The sequence below is a fragment of the Microbacterium sp. Y-01 genome (assembly GCF_003856715.1).
GTDB lineage: Bacteria > Actinomycetota > Actinomycetes > Actinomycetales > Microbacteriaceae > Microbacterium > Microbacterium algeriense.
This window is the reverse complement of the sequence record NZ_CP024170.1, coordinates 2,247,526-2,264,302: the sequence shown is the minus strand read 5'-3', so window position 1 is coordinate 2,264,302 and position 16,777 is coordinate 2,247,526. Positions and strand designations below refer to the sequence as shown.

The 16,777-nt window shown below is 68.5% G+C and carries 17 protein-coding genes; 16 read left to right on the top strand and 1 reads right to left on the bottom strand.

The genetic code is table 11. The annotated features are described in order from the left end of the window. Positions 1–15: 15 nt before the first annotated feature. The 13 genes from sepF to CSX12_RS10660 all read left to right on the top strand — a co-directional run bounded on the left by sepF (position 16) and on the right by CSX12_RS10660 (position 13,301). Positions 16–489 carry a cell division protein SepF gene (gene sepF / locus CSX12_RS10720; protein WP_017202839.1) on the top strand — a complete coding sequence of 158 codons (474 nt, stop codon included), beginning with the start codon at positions 16–18 and terminating at the stop codon, positions 487–489. A 3-nt stretch (positions 490–492) separates the two neighbouring features. Further along, entirely contained in the window at positions 493–792 is a 300-nt protein-coding gene (locus CSX12_RS10715; RefSeq protein ID WP_017202838.1) for a YggT family protein, read from the top strand. A 169-nt stretch (positions 793–961) separates the two neighbouring features. Beyond that, positions 962–1,558: a DivIVA domain-containing protein gene (locus CSX12_RS10710; protein WP_124895752.1), complete on the top strand. Its 597-nt coding sequence runs from the start codon at positions 962–964 to the stop codon at positions 1,556–1,558. Positions 1,559–1,567: 9 nt separating this feature from the next. After that, complete coding sequence (gene lspA, locus CSX12_RS10705; protein WP_241160433.1) at positions 1,568–2,245, top strand: signal peptidase II; 678 nt, start codon at positions 1,568–1,570, stop codon at positions 2,243–2,245. Positions 2,246–2,247: 2 nt separating this feature from the next. Continuing rightward, positions 2,248–3,168, top strand: coding sequence for an RluA family pseudouridine synthase (locus tag CSX12_RS10700; protein ID WP_017202835.1), 921 nt, complete (start codon positions 2,248–2,250; stop codon positions 3,166–3,168). A 48-nt stretch (positions 3,169–3,216) separates the two neighbouring features. Beyond that, positions 3,217–3,816, top strand: coding sequence for a GNAT family N-acetyltransferase (locus CSX12_RS10695; protein WP_124895751.1), 600 nt, complete (start codon positions 3,217–3,219; stop codon positions 3,814–3,816). A gap of 31 nt (positions 3,817–3,847) precedes the next feature. Next, a complete protein-coding gene (locus CSX12_RS10690; protein WP_124895750.1) occupies positions 3,848–4,516 on the top strand; it encodes an RNA polymerase sigma factor in 669 nt (222 codons plus the stop codon). Further along, entirely contained in the window at positions 4,438–5,505 is a 1,068-nt protein-coding gene (locus CSX12_RS10685) for a hypothetical protein (protein ID WP_164479563.1), read from the top strand. The genes CSX12_RS10690 and CSX12_RS10685 overlap by 79 nt, the downstream gene beginning before the upstream one ends. Positions 5,506–5,567: 62 nt before the next feature. Beyond that, positions 5,568–9,086, top strand: a complete 3,519-nt coding sequence (gene dnaE, locus CSX12_RS10680) for a DNA polymerase III subunit alpha (protein WP_017202831.1) — start codon at positions 5,568–5,570, stop codon at positions 9,084–9,086. A 72-nt stretch (positions 9,087–9,158) separates the two neighbouring features. Next, positions 9,159–10,466 (top strand): hypothetical protein, encoded by a 1,308-nt coding sequence (locus CSX12_RS10675; RefSeq protein WP_124895748.1) that lies wholly within the window; start codon positions 9,159–9,161, stop codon positions 10,464–10,466. Position 10,467: 1 nt separating this feature from the next. Continuing rightward, positions 10,468–11,772, top strand: coding sequence for a histidinol dehydrogenase (gene hisD / locus CSX12_RS10670; RefSeq protein WP_124895747.1), 1,305 nt, complete (start codon positions 10,468–10,470; stop codon positions 11,770–11,772). 10 nt (positions 11,773–11,782) lie between these two features. After that, on the top strand, positions 11,783–12,253 hold the full coding sequence (gene nrdR / locus CSX12_RS10665; protein ID WP_017202828.1) for a transcriptional regulator NrdR: 471 nt from the start codon (positions 11,783–11,785) through the stop codon (positions 12,251–12,253). A 10-nt stretch (positions 12,254–12,263) separates the two neighbouring features. Next, positions 12,264–13,301: a quinone-dependent dihydroorotate dehydrogenase gene (locus CSX12_RS10660; RefSeq protein WP_124895746.1), complete on the top strand. Its 1,038-nt coding sequence runs from the start codon at positions 12,264–12,266 to the stop codon at positions 13,299–13,301. Here the strand turns inward: CSX12_RS10660 and CSX12_RS10655 are convergent. Continuing rightward, a complete protein-coding gene (locus CSX12_RS10655) occupies positions 13,276–13,848 on the bottom strand; it encodes a DUF3043 domain-containing protein (protein ID WP_124895745.1) in 573 nt (190 codons plus the stop codon). The two genes, CSX12_RS10660 and CSX12_RS10655, sit on opposite strands and share 26 nt — an antisense overlap. 46 nt (positions 13,849–13,894) lie before the next feature. Here CSX12_RS10655 and CSX12_RS10650 point away from each other — a divergent pair, with 46 nt between their 5' ends. The 3 genes from CSX12_RS10650 to coxB all read left to right on the top strand — a co-directional run bounded on the left by CSX12_RS10650 (position 13,895) and on the right by coxB (position 16,775). After that, positions 13,895–15,298 (top strand): dipeptidase, encoded by a 1,404-nt coding sequence (locus CSX12_RS10650; RefSeq protein WP_124895744.1) that lies wholly within the window; start codon positions 13,895–13,897, stop codon positions 15,296–15,298. 70 nt (positions 15,299–15,368) lie between these two features. Next, positions 15,369–15,731 carry an iron-sulfur cluster insertion protein ErpA gene (gene erpA, locus CSX12_RS10645; protein ID WP_017202824.1) on the top strand — a complete coding sequence of 121 codons (363 nt, stop codon included), beginning with the start codon at positions 15,369–15,371 and terminating at the stop codon, positions 15,729–15,731. A gap of 141 nt (positions 15,732–15,872) precedes the next feature. Beyond that, positions 15,873–16,775: a cytochrome c oxidase subunit II gene (gene coxB, locus CSX12_RS10640; RefSeq protein WP_124895743.1), complete on the top strand. Its 903-nt coding sequence runs from the start codon at positions 15,873–15,875 to the stop codon at positions 16,773–16,775. Positions 16,776–16,777: the final 2 nt, after the last annotated feature.

Genomic DNA, 16,777 nt, shown 5'->3' with positions numbered 1-16,777 from the left:
GAACCGGAGGACACGATGGGTAACCCGCTGAAGAAGACCATGGTGTATCTCGGCCTCGCCGATGAGGAAGAGGTCTACGAGGAGGAGACGCAGGCACCCGCCCGCGCCCACCGCGAACGCGACCGTGAGCGCGAAGAGCCCGCACCGGCTCCCGTCACGCCGCTGCGTCGCCCCGTCGCCGTCCGCCAGCCGTCAGCAGGAGCCGTGAACGAGATCCTCACCGTCCACCCCAAGCAGTACCGCGACGCACAGCTGATCGCGGAGAGCTTCCGCGAGGGCGTCCCGGTCATCATCAACCTCTCCCAGATGAGCGATGCCGATGCGCGCCGCCTCATCGATTTCGCCAGCGGTCTCTCGCTCGGCCTGTACGGCCGCATCGAGCGTGTGACCTCGAAGGTCTTCCTGCTCTCGCCGGAGAACATCGCGGTGTCGGGTCACGGGGGAATCGCGCACGCAGACGTCGAGTCTGCGGGCTTCGACCACTCGTAGCCCGTGCAGCTGGTCGCGGTCCTCGCCAGCATCGTCCATCTGGTGCTGCTGCTGTACATCTTCGTGCTCTTCGCGCGTCTCATCCTGGACTACATCCCGATGTTCAACCGGGAATGGCGTCCGAAGGGCTTCGGTCTGGTCGCCGCCGAGGCGGTCTACACGGTGACCGATCCGCCCATCCGGTTCTTCCGGCGGCTCATCCCGCCGTTGCGCATCGGCTCGCTGTCGCTCGATTTCGGGTTCACGCTCACCCTGCTGGTGGTGCTGATCCTGATGAACATCGTCGGGCTCTTCGCGCGCTGAACCCCGCGCGGATCTCCGGGGAGTTCCCGCAGTCTGGGTGTCGTGACATCGCGGCTCCGAGGCGCGGGGGCTATGCTGGCACCCAGGTGCGCGCCCCGGGTTCGCGCCACATCACGACCACGCCATACATCGATACTGGCAATCGAACTCATCGAAAGAGGAGCCACCCATGGCACTTACCCCGGATGACGTCGTCACCAAGCAGTTCCAGCACGTCCGCTTCAAGGACGGCTTCGACCCGGACGAGGTGGACGACTTCCTCGACGAGATCGTCATCGAGTGGCGCAAGGCTCTCGAGGAGAACGCCGAGCTGAAGGCCAAGCTGGCCGCCTACGAGTCCGGTGCCGCTCCCGAGGCCGCGACGGCCGCGCCTGCGCCCGTCGCCGAGGCTCCGGCTCCTGTCGCCGAGGCTCCTGCCGAGCCTGCGCCGACCGGTTCCGCGACCGCGACCGCCGGCATCATCGAGCTGGCCCAGCGTCTGCACGACGAGCACGTCGCCGAGGGTGAGGCGAAGCGCAACCAGCTCATCACCGAGGCTGAGGCCGAGGTCGCGCGCATCCGCACCGAGGCAGAGGCCAAGCAGCGCGAAGAGACCGCTCGTCTCGAGCGCGAGCGCAACACGCTCGAAGCCCGCATCACCGAGCTGCGCAACTTCGAGCGCGACTACCGCTCGCAGCTGCGCGGCTACATCGAGGGTCAGCTCCGCGACCTCGACGAGAAGTCGGCTTCCACGGACTCGACGCCCGTCTCCGCGATCGGTCTGTAAGGCGCCCTCTTGTCAGGACGCCCACCCCTTCGTCGGTCGGCGGCCGGTGCGATCGTTGCGATTCTCGCAGCGCTCGTGCTGGCCGCCGATCAGTTTGTGAAGTACCTCACGATCGAGAACCTCCCCCTGGAGAAGGTGGTGCCGGTTCTCGGAGAGTTCTTCCAGCTCTACTTCGTGCGCAACCCCGGCGCCGCGTTCTCCCTCGGATCCGAGGTCACCTGGATCTTCACGATCGCTCTGGCCATCGTCGCCGGCGTGATCGTGTGGAAGGCGTTCGGCCTCCGGTCCCGCCTCTGGGCCGTGGTGCTCGGCTGCCTCCTCGGCGGCGTGCTGGGCAACCTCAGCGATCGCCTGTTCCGGGAGCCGGGCTTCCCCGTCGGCCACGTGGTCGACATGATCTCGATGCCCTGGATGATGCCGGCGATCTTCAACGTCGCAGACATCTTCATCGTGACGGGCATGATCTCGGTCGCGCTGCTGGTGGTCTTCGGCCTCCGCTTCGACGGCACGCGGGAGCGCGATCACCCCGTCGTCGAGACCGACGAGGAGGCGGAGGCGGCTGCGGCCGCCGCCGTCGAGGCGACCGAGACGGACGACGAGGCTGTGAGCGCGGAGGATTCGGCGGACGCTGCCGCCTCCGACGGCGCCGCGTCGTCCGGTGCGGCGCCCGCCCCCGAGGGACGCTGACGGTGGAATCACGGTCTCTGCCCGTCCCGGACGGCCTCGACGGCCAGCGTGTCGACGCGGCGCTGGCGAAGCTGATGGGGTTCTCCCGCACCTTCGCCGCGGACGTGGCGGCCGGGGGAGGCGTACGTCTGGACGGGGTGACCCTCGACAAGTCCGACCGTCTGCGCGGCGGAGGATGGCTCGACGTGGAGTGGCAGCCGCGTGAGGCGCCGCAGATCGTCCCGATCGCGGTCCCCGAGCTCGGCATCGTCTACGACGACGACGACATCATCGTGGTCGACAAACCCACCGGCGTCGCGGCGCATCCGTCCGTGGGCTGGGACGGACCCACCGTGGTCGGCGCTCTGGCCGCAGCGGGCTTCCGCGTCGCCACGAGCGGAGCGCCGGAACGGCAGGGCGTCGTCCACCGGCTCGACGTCGGCACCAGCGGTCTGATGGTGGTCGCGAAGTCGGAGCACGCCTATACCGTGCTCAAGCAGGCTTTCAAGGACCGCACCGTCGAGAAGGTCTACCACGCCGTCGTCCAAGGGCATCCGGACCCGCTGTCCGGCACGATCGACGCGCCGATCGGTCGGCACCCCAACCATTCCTGGAAGTTCGCGGTCGTGCCGGACGGGAAACCGTCGGTCACGCACTACGAGACGCTGGAGGCGTTCCCCGGGGCGTCCCTGCTGGAGATCCATCTGGAGACGGGCCGCACGCACCAGATCCGCGTGCACATGGCGGCGCACCGACACCCCTGCGTCGGCGATCCGCTGTACGGCGCGGACCCGACCCTGTCGGCGCGGCTCGGGCTCACGCGGCAGTGGCTGCACGCGCACCGGCTGGGCTTCGCGCACCCGACGACGGGGGACTGGGTGCAGTTCGAATCGCCCTATCCCGAGGACTTCCGCCACGCTCTGGACGTGCTGCGCGGGGACTGATCCGCGCTTCTCCCGCAGGATGTCCGACGTCTGCGCCACACTGAGCGCATGACCATCGAGGTTCGCCCCGCGACCGAGTTCGACGACGTCGCGACGCTCGTCGGGCCGATGAAGCCGACGTCGAACGTCTGCTTCTGCCTGAGCTACCGCATCGGCAACAAGGAGAACGTCGCGCTGCGAGGGCAGGCTCGCGCCGACCGCGTGCGCGAGCTGTGCCACCAGGATCCGCCACCCGGTGTGATCGCCTACCTCGACGACGAGCCGGTGGGGTGGGCCGCCCTGCACCCGCGGCGCGACACCAGCTTCGCCCGCAACCGGCTGATCCCGCACGTCGACGACCTCGACGTGTGGTCCCTGTGGTGCTTCCGTGTCCGCCCCGGTTTCCGCAAGCAGGGCATATCGCACGCGCTGATCGAGGGGGCCGTTGCGTATGCGCGCGAGCGGGGCGCGCCGGCGATCGAGGGCTATCCGGTGGACAACGGCGGGGAGAAGGTGAACCTGACGATGGCGTACGTCGGCACGCGAGCCCTGTTCGAGAGCGCGGGTTTCGTGAAGGCGGCCGTCACGGGGTCGGTGCTCGACGGGTTTCCCCGCGTGCTGATGCGGCTCGATCTGGAGTCATCGCGCGAGCCGTCGAAGAAACCGTGAACCGTTCCGCGGCTTCCGACCAATACTGAGTGTGAGCACTGACAGCGAGATCATCGAGCGGTCGCTGGACGAACCCGGAGCGTTCTCCGAGATCTTCGAGCGGCACGCTCGGCCGGTGGGCGGGTACATCCGGCGACGTATCGGCGCGGACGCGGTCGATGACGTGCTCAGCGAGACGTTCCTGGTCGCCTTCCGCAGACGAGACGTCTTCGACCGCAGGTGGGACTCCGCCCGCCCTTGGCTTCTCGGCATCGCGACCACGGTCGTGAAGAGCCATCGTGCCGCTGAGGCGCGGCAGTGGCGCGCGTTCGAAGCGTCGGCATCGGCAGGTGCCGTCGACGCGGAAATGCCCCACGCGGCGGCCGATGCGCGGATCGATGCCGGTGCCGCCCTGGGCGCTCTCATACCGAGGGTCGCCGCACTCGCTCCCAAAGACAGGGACACCCTGCTGCTGCACGCGTGGGGTGATCTGACCTACGAGCAGATCGCGCTCGCACTAGGGGTGCCGATCGGGACGGTTCGCTCACGGTTGAACCGCGTGCGGCGCAAGCTCGCCCCGCCGGGGCTCCCGGGCGGCGACCCGACTGACGTGGATGGCGAAGGAGGAGAACGATGCAGCTTATGGAACGAGTGCGTGAGATCGGGCGCGAGGATTCCCGCGTCGATGATCGCGCCGTCGCCACGGCGCGGAGCGCGCTGACACGCGAGATGGTGCGAGACACGCGATCGGCGGACACCCGTTCGCGGCGCCGCACCTGGGCTGGCATCAGTGTCGGTGGGCTCGTCGCGGGGGTCGCCGCCGCCGCCATCGTCGTCGGCTCGATCCTCGCGCCCCCGACGGCGCCGAACGCAGCGGCGGCCGAGGTGCTGGAACGCGCCTCCGCTGTCACGTTCCACGCTCAAGACACGACCCTCACCCCCGGACAGTATCTGCGGATCGAGACCGTCGGCGAGCATCTTCAGTTCTGGAGAGCCGAGTGGGCCGATGACGATGACGACGACACCCTCCCCTTCAACGCCTCGCGTGAGGTCGGCGACGCCGCCGTCCAGATCCGCGACACTCGCGTGCTCTACGTTCCGGCCGATCGCTCCGACGACTGGTTCTACGACTGGGGGCACGCGCGCGTCGTGGCCTCCTTCGGGGCGCGCGGCGACGAGGCATCGAGAGAGTGGTCCTCCTGGCCGGGCGCGCAGGCGGTGGAGGAGGGGCGGATCGAGGCGCTGCCGGCCGGGGAGTACCTGACGGAGGGCGGCGACGAGCCTCCGACTCCCTATCTGGCGGACCGCTACCGACCGCATTACGCCGAGATGCCGAGAGAACCCCAGCGCCTCCTGGACTGGCTTCGCGCTCAGTCGGGACTGGAGGGTCAGGAGGCGGACCGGTGGCTCGTGGCGAGCCTCTCTGATCCGTCGGCGATCAACCTGATGCCCGTCGATCTCCGCTCGGCCTTCTTCCTCGCCATCGCGCGGATGCCGGGTTTCGAGGTCCTCACGGACGACGGCTCCTCGGCGACGCTGCAGTTTGTCGTGCCGGGGCATCGGACCACCATGATAACTATCGACACCGTTCAGGGGCTCGTGACCTCCATCGGAGAGGGCTACGGCGAAGGGGGCCCGGCGGGGGACGTGGTCGACTCCGTCACGACGGTGCGCACCTCGATCGTGAACTCCGCGCCAGCGCCCCGCTGACGGACCTCGCGGGGACCCGGCGCCGACCTCCGGTGTCGGGGCCCCGCCGTAGACTCGAAGGCATGGCATCCGACTCCTTCGTCCACCTGCACGTGCACAGCGAGTACTCCATGCTGGACGGTGCTGCGAAGATCAACGCGATGACTCAGGCGGCAGCCGATTACGACATGCCGGCCATCGCCGTGACCGACCACGGCAACACCTTCGCGGCGTTCGAGTTCTACAAAGCGGCCAACGCGGCGGGCATCAAACCGATCATCGGGCTCGAAGCGTACGTCACCCCCGGCACGCACCGCAGCGACAAGTCGCGTGTGCAGTGGGGCTCGCCCGACCAGAAGAGCGATGACGTCTCCGGCTCCGGCGCGTACACCCACATGACCATGTGGAGCGAGAGCACCGAGGGCATGCACAACCTGTTCCGGCTCAGCTCCCTGTCGAGCATGGAGGGGTACTACTTCAAGCCGCGCATGGACCGCGAGCTGCTGCAGACGTACGGGAAGGGGCTCATCGCGACCACCGGCTGCCCCTCCGGAGAGATCCAGACGCGTCTGCGCCTGGGGCAATACGACGCGGCTCGGGCGGCCGCGGCGGAGTTCCAGGACCTGTTCGGCAAGGAGAACTACTTCGCCGAGATCATGGATCACGGCCTCTCGATCGAGCGGCGCGTGATGACGGATCTGCTGCGCCTCGCGAAAGACCTGAGCATTCCGCTGGTCGCCACGAACGACTCCCACTACACCCACCAGCACGAGGCCGACGCGCACGAGGCGCTGCTGTGCGTGCAGTCGGGGTCGACGATGGACGATCCGAACCGCTTCAAGTTCGACGGCGACGGGTACTACATCAAGACCGCAGCCGAGATGCGGCAGCTCTTCCGCGACCACCCGGAGGCGTGCGACAACACGCTGCTGATCGCCGAGCGCTGCGAGGTCGAGTTCAACACCTCGGCGAACTACATGCCCCGGTTCCCGGTCCCCGAGGGTGAGACCGAGGACAGCTGGCTGATCAAGGAGGTCGAGGCAGGGCTGCACTACCGGTACCCGGGCGGAATCCCGGACAAGGTGCGCAAGCAGGCCGAGTACGAGACCGGGATCATCCTGCAGATGGGCTTCCCCGGATACTTCCTCGTCGTCGCGGACTTCATCAACTGGGCCAAGGACAACGGCATCCGCGTCGGACCCGGTCGCGGTTCCGGTGCCGGTTCGATGGTCGCGTACGCCATGCGCATCACCGACCTCGACCCGCTCGAGCACGGTCTGATCTTCGAGCGGTTCCTCAACCCCGACCGCGTCTCGATGCCCGACTTCGACGTCGACTTCGACGACCGTCGCCGCGGCGAGGTCATCGACTACGTCACCGAGAAGTACGGCTCCGAGCGCGTCGCCCAGATCGTCACCTACGGCACGATCAAGTCCAAGCAGGCCCTCAAGGACGCCGGACGCGTCCTCGGCTTCCCGTTCAGCATGGGAGAGCGGCTGACCAAGGCGATGCCGCCGCCCGTGATGGGCAAGGACATGCCGCTCGACGGCATGTTCGACTCGGCGCACCCCCGCTACAAGGAGGCGAGCGAGTTCCGGGCGCTGATCGAGACGGACCCCGAGGCCAAGACGGTCTTCGACCGCGCTCTCGGGCTCGAGGGACTGAAGCGCCAATGGGGTGTGCACGCCGCCGGTGTGATCATGTCGTCCGAGCCGCTGCTCGACATCATCCCGATCATGAAGCGCGAGCAGGACGGGCAGATCGTCACGCAGTTCGACTACCCGTCGTGCGAGTCGCTCGGACTGATCAAGATGGACTTCCTGGGGCTGCGGAACCTCACCATCATCTCCGACGCCCTCGACAACATCCGGACCAACCGGGGCGAGGAGCTCGATCTCGAGCACCTGCCACTCGACGACCGCGGCGCCTACGACCTGCTCGCCCGAGGCGACTCGCTGGGCGTGTTCCAGCTCGACGGCGGACCCATGCGTTCGCTCATGCGCCTCATGAAGCCCGACAACTTCGGCGACATCTCGGCGCTCATCGCGTTGTACCGACCAGGCCCCATGGGTGCCAACTCGCACACGAACTACGCGCTGCGCAAGAACGGCCAGCAGCCGATCACCCCGATCCACCCGGAGTTCACCGAATCCCTCGCCGACATCCTCGAGGAGTCGTACGGTCTGATCATCTACCAGGAGCAGGTGATGGCCATCGCGCAGCGCGTCGCCGGCTTCTCGCTCGGCCAGGCAGACATCCTCCGACGCGCGATGGGCAAGAAGAAGAAGTCCGAGCTGGACAAGCAGTTCGAAGGCTTCCAGGCCGGCATGCACGCGAACGGCTACTCCGACGGTGCCGTGAACGCCCTGTGGGAGATCCTGCTGCCGTTCTCCGACTACGCCTTCAACAAAGCGCACTCCGCCGCGTACGGCGTGGTCTCGTACTGGACCGCCTACCTCAAGGCGCACTACCCGGCCGAGTACATGGCGGCGCTGCTGACCAGTGTCGGGGACTCGAAGGACAAGATGGCGCTGTACCTGAACGAGTGCCGCCGCATGGGCATCAAGGTCCTCCCGCCCGACGTCTCCGAGTCCATCAACTACTTCGCGGCCGTCGGCGACGACATCCGCTTCGGTCTGGGCGCCGTGCGCAACGTCGGCAGCAACGTCGTCGACGGCATCATCAAGTCCCGCGAGAAGGAGCGCTTCACGTCGTTCCACCACTTCCTCGACAAGGTGCCGCTGCACGTGGCCAACAAGCGCACGGTCGAGTCGCTCATCAAAGCCGGTGCCTTCGACTCGATGGGAGATTCCCGACGAGCCCTCATGGAGGTGCACGAAGACGCCGTCGAAGCGGCGGTCGACCGGAAGCGCAACGAAGCTCAGGGTGCGATCGGGTTCGACTTCGACAGCCTGTACGACGGCACCGAGGAGGTCGCGCCGGCCAAGGTGCCCGCACGCCCCGAATGGACGAAGAAGGACAAGCTCGCCTTCGAGCGGGAGATGCTCGGTCTGTACGTCTCGGATCACCCGCTCGCGGGTCTCGAGGTCCCGCTGGCGAAGCACGCCTCGATCTCGATCCACGACCTCATCAACTCCGAGGACATGCAGGACGGCGACCAGGTGACGGTGGCCGGACTGGTGACGAGCGTGCAGCACCGCGTGGCCAAGGCCAGCGGCAATCCGTACGGCATGATCACGGTCGAGGACTTCAACGGCGAGGTCACCGTGATGTTCATGGGGAAGACGTACACCGAGTTCCAGCACACCCTGCAGCAGGACGCGATCCTCGCGGTGCGCGGGCGGGTCTCGCGGCGCGACGACGGCCTCAATCTGCACGCGCAGTCGGCGTTCTCACCCGACGTGGGATCGTTCGACGCGGCCGGTCCGCTGTCGCTCGTGCTCGCGGAGCAGCGGGCGACCGAGCGCGTCATGACGGAGCTGGCGGAGGTGCTGCGTCGCCACAACGGCGACACCGAGGTGCTGCTCCGCGTGCATCGGGGCGGGACGGCGAAGGTCTTCGAGGTGCCCATGCCGGTCAAGGTCTCGGCCGACCTGTTCGGTGACCTCAAGTCGCTGCTCGGACCCGCCTGTCTCGGGTGAGCGGGGTAGGATCGTGACCCGTCGGCAGCACGACGAATCCCCCCGTCGAGCACTGTGACGAAAGGACCCTCCATGAGCACGGATCTTCCCGAAACCGACCCCGAGGACCAGGTATTCAGCGACGACGACGGCGTCCTCTACGACGAAGAGGTGACACCCGAGTACGGGATCCTCGGGTTCACGCTGCGGGAGCTGCTCATCGTCGCGGTGTGGCTGGTGTCGTTCGTCGTGTCGTTCTTCCCCTTCGCCGGCGACGTCTCGCTGTGGGGCGTCGGCATCCAGTGGATCCTTCCGATCGGACTCCCGACGGTCGCGGTCTTCCTTCTCGTGCTGCGTCGCTTCTCGCCCGACGGGATCCGTCGCGTCGGCTCCCTGGGCATCGATCAGTTCGCCTCCGTGGCCTTCTCGGTCGCCGCCGTGGTGTGGGCCGGGAACCTGTGGCTGGCGATCTCCGGCATGATCTCCGGAGGCTTCTGGGCCCTCCCGTGGAACGGCGTGGTGATGAGCATCGCCTCGTTCGCCCTGGTCGTGCTCACCGTGTTCGCCCCGATCATCCCCGGGCTCAAGGAGGACTTCCAGGGACGCCTGGTGACCCTCGCGCACCGCAACGCGAACCCCGTCCGCCCGGTGATCGCCCGGCCTCGCCCGGAGTCCGCGTCCGCGTCCGCATCGGCTGCGGTGCCATCCGAGGAGTCCGAGGTCGAGATCACCTCGGACGAGCGACTGCACACCGACGAGGTGCACCGCCTCGATCTGGCAGAGCAGGTGCCTCTCTCCGCTCACGCCTCGGGCGGGGGAACGGGCACCGAGCAGACCACCGCCGACGAGGAGTACAGGCCCACGTACGCACGTCGTTCCCGAGCGGCGGAGCCCGAGATCGTCTCCGACACCGGGAGCATCGAATCGCTGCTGCAGACGGCCGCGCGCGTCGAGACCGGTGACGTCTACGCCGCGGAGAACACGCCGGTATCGGCGGCACCCGCCAGCGACACCCCTGACGCGGTCGACCGCGACGGAGCCGACTCGGACACCGCCGGATTCGACGCTCCGGAATACGACGCGCCGGCACCCGAGACGCGCGCCTTCGACACGACGGTCCTCGACGATGCGACCCCGAGCGGCGACCGTTCGAGTGCCGTCGACGACGGTGCGGACGTCGAAGCGACGAACCCGCGGGAAGCCGCGCCGGCCGCCCAGCCGTTCTGGATCCTGGCTCCGACCGAGCGCGACGTGCATGACGAGCGCGGCGAGCCGATCTTCCGGGTCGGTCCGACGGCGTGGGCTCTCGTGATCGAGGACCGTGGCGGAGCGTACGTCGTCCGACATGACGACGGCCGTATCGGCTACCTCCACGAGATCTCCGACATCACGAAGGGCTGACATGCGCACGATCGACCTGCGAGGGCGCGAGCTCTCGCCCGCTGACATGCTCGCCGCCGTCCCCCGGGCCACGCAGGCGCGCGCCGAGGCGCTCGACACCGCGGCTCGGATCGTGGACGACGTGCGCGAACGCGGTGAGGATGCCCTGCGCGAGCAGGCGGAGCGGTTCGACGGTGTCACGGGCCACGACGTGCGCGTCCCCGAAAACCACATCGCCGAGGCTCTCGCGGAACTCGCCCCCGACGTGCGCCAGGCGCTCGAAGAGGCGATCCGTCGCGTGCGCCTCGCGTCGGCCGCTCAGGTCCCCGCCCCGCAGACGACGCGGATAGGGGAGGGGGCGGTCATCACGCAGCGATGGCAGCCCGTCCACCGCGTGGGCGTGTACATCCCGGGAGGCAAGGCGGTCTACCCGTCGAGCGTCATCATGAACGTCGTCCCGGCACAGGTCGCCGGCGTCACGCAGATCGCGCTGGCCTCGCCGCCCCAGGCCGACCAGGGCGGGCGCATCCACCCCACGATCCTCGCGGCCGCCGCACTCCTGGGCGTCTCCGAGGTGTACGCGATGGGCGGGGCGGGGGCCATCGGCGCCTTCGCGCACGGGGTGCCCTCGCTCGGACTCGACCCGGTCGACGTGGTCTCCGGCCCCGGCAACAACTACGTCGCCTCCGCCAAGCGCGCCGTCGCCGGCGTGGTCGGCACCGACTCCGAAGCCGGAGCGACCGAGATCCTGGTGGTCGCCGATGCGGACGCGGATCCCCGCCTGATCGCCGCCGATCTCGTCAGCCAGGCGGAGCACGACGAGCAGGCCTCGGCCGTGCTGGTCACCGATGCTCCAGCGGTCGCCGAGCAGGTGGCGATCGAGGTCGAACGGCTCGCCGCGCGCACCCGGCACAGCGAGCGCGTCGGCGCCGCGCTGTCCGGGCCGCAGTCCGCGATCGTGCTCGTCGACGACCGGGCGATGGCGACCGCCTTCAGCAACGCATACGCACCGGAGCACCTCGAGCTGCACCTGAGCGACGCCGAGGACGCGGCTGCCGCGTTCACGAGCGCAGGAGCCGTCTTCGTCGGAGACCAGACGCCGGTCAGTCTCGGCGACTACATGGCCGGCAGCAACCACGTGCTCCCGACGGGCGGGCAGGCGCGATACGCACCGGGCCTCGGTTCGTACACGTTCCTCCGTCCGCAGCAGGTCATCTCCTACGACAGGGCCGCGCTGGCAGCCGTGCGCTCGGGGGTGGTCGCCCTCGCCGAGAGCGAGGTGCTCCCCGCGCACGGTGAAGCGATCGAGGCCCGCTTCACCGCGTAGGATCGGTCAGATGCACTGCCCCTTCTGCCGCCATCCGGACTCCCGCGTCATCGATTCGCGCACCAGCGACGACGGCCTCTCGATCAGGCGCCGACGTCAGTGCCCCGAGTGCGGAGGGCGATTCACGACCACCGAGACCGCGAGCCTCAACGTCATCAAGCGCTCCGGCGTGATGGAGCCCTTCAGCAGGGAGAAGGTCATCACCGGCGTGCGGAAGGCGTGTCAGGGGCGTCCCGTCACGGAGGGCGACCTCGCCGTCCTCGCGCAGCGCGTGGAGGAGGCGGTGCGGCAGACGGGCGTCTCGCAGCTCGACACGAACGAGATCGGCCTCGCGATCCTCGGTCCGCTGCGTGAACTCGACGAGGTCGCCTTCCTGCGATTCGCGAGCGTCTACCAGGCGTTCGATTCGCTCGAGGATTTCGAGGCCGCGATCACGGACCTCCGCGCCGACCACACGGAGCGGGAGTCCGCGGACCGGTAATCTGGCAGGGATGTATCCGCTGCTTTTCCGCGCTGTCCTCTCGCGCTTCGACCCCGAATTCGCACATCACGCCGGCATGGCGGTGATCAGGGTGCTCGGAGTGCCGCCCTTCTCCTGGGCGACACGGGCGCTCACCCGCCCCGACCCGACCCTCCGCGTCGAGGCGCTGGGCCTGACGTTCCCCTCGCCCTTCGGCGTGGCGGCAGGGTTCGACAAGAACGCCGTCGGCGTGCGCGGTCTCGCCGCACTCGGGTTCGGTCACGTCGAGGTCGGCACCGTGACCGCGATCCCTCAGGACGGCAACCCGAAGCCGCGACTGTTCCGGCTCGTCGCCGACCGGGCAGTCATCAACCGGATGGGCTTCAACAACGCAGGGGCGGATGCGGCGGCTCGACGGCTCGCCCGCCTGCGCCGCGGCGCCCCCGACACGGTGATCGGCGTCAACATCGGCAAGAGCCGTGTCGTCGAGGTCGAGGACGCCACGGCGGACTACGTCGCGTCAGCCACGCGCCTCGCGCCCCTCGCCGACTATCTCGCCGTGAACGTGTCGTCTCCGAACACCCCGGGGCTGCGCGGCCTGCAGGCGGTCGAGACGCTCGCCCCGCTGCTCCGCGCCGTGCGCGAGGCCGCAGGCTCGACTCCGCTTCTCGTCAAGATCGCCCCCGACCTCCCGGACGAGGAGATCGCGGCGATCGCGCGCATGGCCGTCGAGGAGGGCCTTGCCGGCATCATCGCGCACAACACGACGATCAGCCGCGACGGCCTGCTCACCGATCCCGCGACCGTCGAGGCCGCGGGGGCGGGCGGACTATCCGGAGCGCCCCTGAAGCAGCGTTCCCTCGACGTGCTGCGGGTGGTGCGCGACGCCGTGCCCGAGGACTTCTGCGTGATCGCCGTCGGCGGCGTCGAGACGCCGGAAGACGTCCAGGAGCGCCTGGACGCAGGTGCGACCCTCGTGCAGGGCTACACGGCGTTCCTGTACCGCGGCCCGTTCTGGGGCCGCGAGATCAACAGGGGACTGGTCAGGCGGGGTACTGGCCGCGCTTGACCTGCGGCTTCGGCAGGCGCATGAACCGCATCTGCAGGGAGCGCATCGCGGCGTACCAGCCAAGACCCCGCTCGAGGCGGTCCTTGCCGAACTTCGCCGCAGCCTTGCGCTTGACGCGCATGCCGAGCAGAATCATGCCGCCGATCGCGATGACGAGGTAGCCCATCATCACGATGTAGGCGTAGAACGAGATCATCATGTTGGTCGGCAGGAGCGAGGCGAGGATGACGAGCACCATCACGCCCATCACGAACTCGGCCGGGTGCCAGCCCGCGTCGACGTAGTCGCGCACCCAGCGGCGCTGCGGGCCCTTGTCGCGCGCGGGGAGGTACTTCTCCTCACCGGCGGCCATGCCGGCCTGCGCGCGGGCGCGACGCTCGTTGAGCTCGGCCTTGGCGGCCGCCTTCGCCTCCTTGGTGTTCGCGACCAGGGGACGGCGACGCGCCGCCTCCTGCTCCGCGCGGGTCGGCGTCGCGCGTCCCTTTCCGACGGCTGGCGTCTCGGGGGCGTCGTCGTTCGTCGAAGGGGAGGCAGGGGTAGTGGCCACGGAGTTCCTCGGGTCGCTGGCGGGGGATCACCTTAAGATTACTCGCATGACCTCTCCTGTTCTCCCCAGTGAGTCCGACGCCGCCGTCCTCGAGGCCGTGGCGACCGGCATCCCCGCTGCTCTCTCGGATCTCGGCCACCTCGTGCGCATTCCCGGCATGGCCTGGCCCGCGTTCGATCAGACGCAGCTGGAGCGCAGCGCCGAGGCGGTGGCCGCGCTGGCGAAGGACACCGGCGTCTTCGACGACGTCCGTGTGCTCCGTGCGGCGATCCCCGGGACCGACGAGCAGGGACAGCCCGCCGTGCTGGCCACGCGCGCCGCACGCAACGGCAAGCCGACGATCCTGCTGTACGCGCATCACGACGTCCAGCCCCCCGGAGACGACGCGCTCTGGGAGACCCCGCCCTTCGAGCCGACCGTGCGCGACGGCCGTCTGTACGGACGCGGCGCCGCCGACGACAAGGCGGGGATCATGGCGCACATCGGCTCGATCCGTGCCGTGCGCGAGGTGCTCGGCGACGACCTCGACCTGGGGATCGCGCTGTTCATCGAGGGGGAGGAGGAGTACGGCTCCCGCTCCTTCGCCACGTTCCTCAGCGACAACAAGGATGCGCTGCGCGCCGACGCGATCGTGGTCGCCGATTCCGGCAACTGGGACTCGGTCACCCCCGGCCTCACGGTCTCCCTGCGCGGCAACGCCCGCTTCACGATGCGCGTGCGCACCCTGGACCATGCCTCCCATTCGGGGATGTTCGGCGGTGCGGTGCCGGACGCGATGATGGCGACCGTCACGCTGCTGTCCACCCTGTGGAACGCCGACGGGTCGGTCGCGGTGGCGGGGATGACGGCGCGCGACGCGGCCACGCCCGAGTACACGGAGGAGACGCTGCGCGACGAGGCGGGGCTGTTGCCAGGGACGACCCCGATCGGGGACGGCACGATCCTCAGCCGCATCTGGAACAAGCCAGCGGTCACCGTGATCGGCATCGACGCCACGAGCGTCTCCGCGGCGTCGAACACCCTGCTTCCGGAGGTCACCGTCGTCATCAGCGCCCGAGTCGCCCCCGGTCAGACCGGCCGCGAGGCGTACGAGGCGCTCGAGGCGCATCTCCGCGCGCACGCGCCGTTCGGAGCCGAGCTGTCGTTCTCGGACGTCGACCTCGGCGACGGCTTCCTGGTCGACACGAGCGGCTGGGCCGTGTCCCTCACCCGTGATGCGATGCGCGACGGCTACGGGGTGCCTCCGGTGGATCTCGGCGTGGGCGGATCCATCCCGTTCATCGCCGATCTCGTCCGCGAGTTCCCCGAGGCGCAGATCCTCGTGACCGGCGTCGAGGACCCGCATTCGCGGGCGCACAGCCCGAACGAATCCCTGCACCTGGACACCTTCCGCCACGCCGTGGCGACCGAGGCGCTCATGCTCGCGCGGATGAACGGCATGAACCTCTGAGCCCTGCGGTGTCAGCGGCGGTAGAATCGACCGAGAAGCCGTGTACCTGCGGCCCGTCACAAGGAGCGACATGAGCGACACAACCCTCTCCGTAGAGACCACCCGCGCACACGGCGTCACCCTGACCGACGCCGCAGCCACCAAGGTCAAGAACCTCCTCGAGCAGGAGGGCCGCGACGACCTGCGACTGCGCGTCGCCGTGCAGCCCGGAGGATGCTCCGGCCTCATCTACCAGCTCTACTTCGACGAGCGCTTCCTCGAGGGCGACGAGACGGTCGACTTCGACGGCGTCGAGGTCATCGTCGACAACATGAGCGTTCCGTACCTCGACGGTGCGGCGATCGACTTCAAGGACACGATCTCCGAGCAGGGGTTCACGATCGACAACCCCAATGCCGCAGGCAGCTGCGCGTGTGGAGACAGCTTCCACTGAGTCGCAGCCTGCTGTCACGGCCGTCGTCACCCCGGGGTGGCGGCGGCCGTTCCGCGTTCGGAACCTGCGTGGTTGGCATGAATCAGGTGTGAGGTTGCTCTAGACTTGGGTGTGCTCTGTTCGCGATCTGAAAGGTGCATCGTGCCCTCGAAACGCAGCCTTCGTTGGGCCGCCCTCCCTGTGGGAGTTGCGGCAGCCTTCGCCCTGGCGGGATGTACTCCCACGGAGCTGAACGGCTTCCTCCCGGGCTTCGTGGACGGTGCCCCTGCGGCCACCAACCAGACCGAGCGCGTCTCGTCGCTCTGGGTCAACTCCTGGATCGTGCTGCTCGCCGTCGGCGTCATCACCTGGGGCCTCATGGCCTGGGCCGCGATCGCCTACCGCCGCCGCAAGGGTCAGACCGGCCTGCCGGTGCAGATGCGCTACAACATGCCGATCGAGATCTTCTACACGATCGTGCCGCTCATCCTCGTGCTGGGCATGTTCTTCTTCACGGCTCGGGATCAGACCGAGATCGAGGCGAAGTGGGACGACCCCGACGTCGAGATCACGGCCATCGCCAAGCAGTGGGCGTGGGACTTCCAGTACGACGGCGAAGAGGAGGACAACTCCGACGCCGTGTGGACGATGGGTATCCAGGCTCAGCCCGACGCCGACGGCAACATCGACCAGGCGGAGCTCCCGACCCTGGTGCTGCCGGTCGACAAGAAGGTCACGATCGACCTCCAGTCGCGCGATGTCATCCACTCCTTCTGGATCATCGACTTCCTCTACAAGAAGGACATGTTCATCGGGAAGGACAACTCCTGGTCCTTCATCCCGACCCGCGAGGGCGAGTACGCCGGCAAGTGCGCCGAGCTGTGCGGTGAATACCACTCGATGATGCTGTTCAACGTGAAGGTCGTCTCGCAGGACGAGTACGACGCCTACCTCGAGTCCCTCGAGGAGAAGGGCAACACGGGCGACATCACCGACGCCTACGACCGTCTCTCCAACCTGCCCGGCATCTCCGGTCAGACCGAAACCGAGGAAGGAGAGGAGTAAGT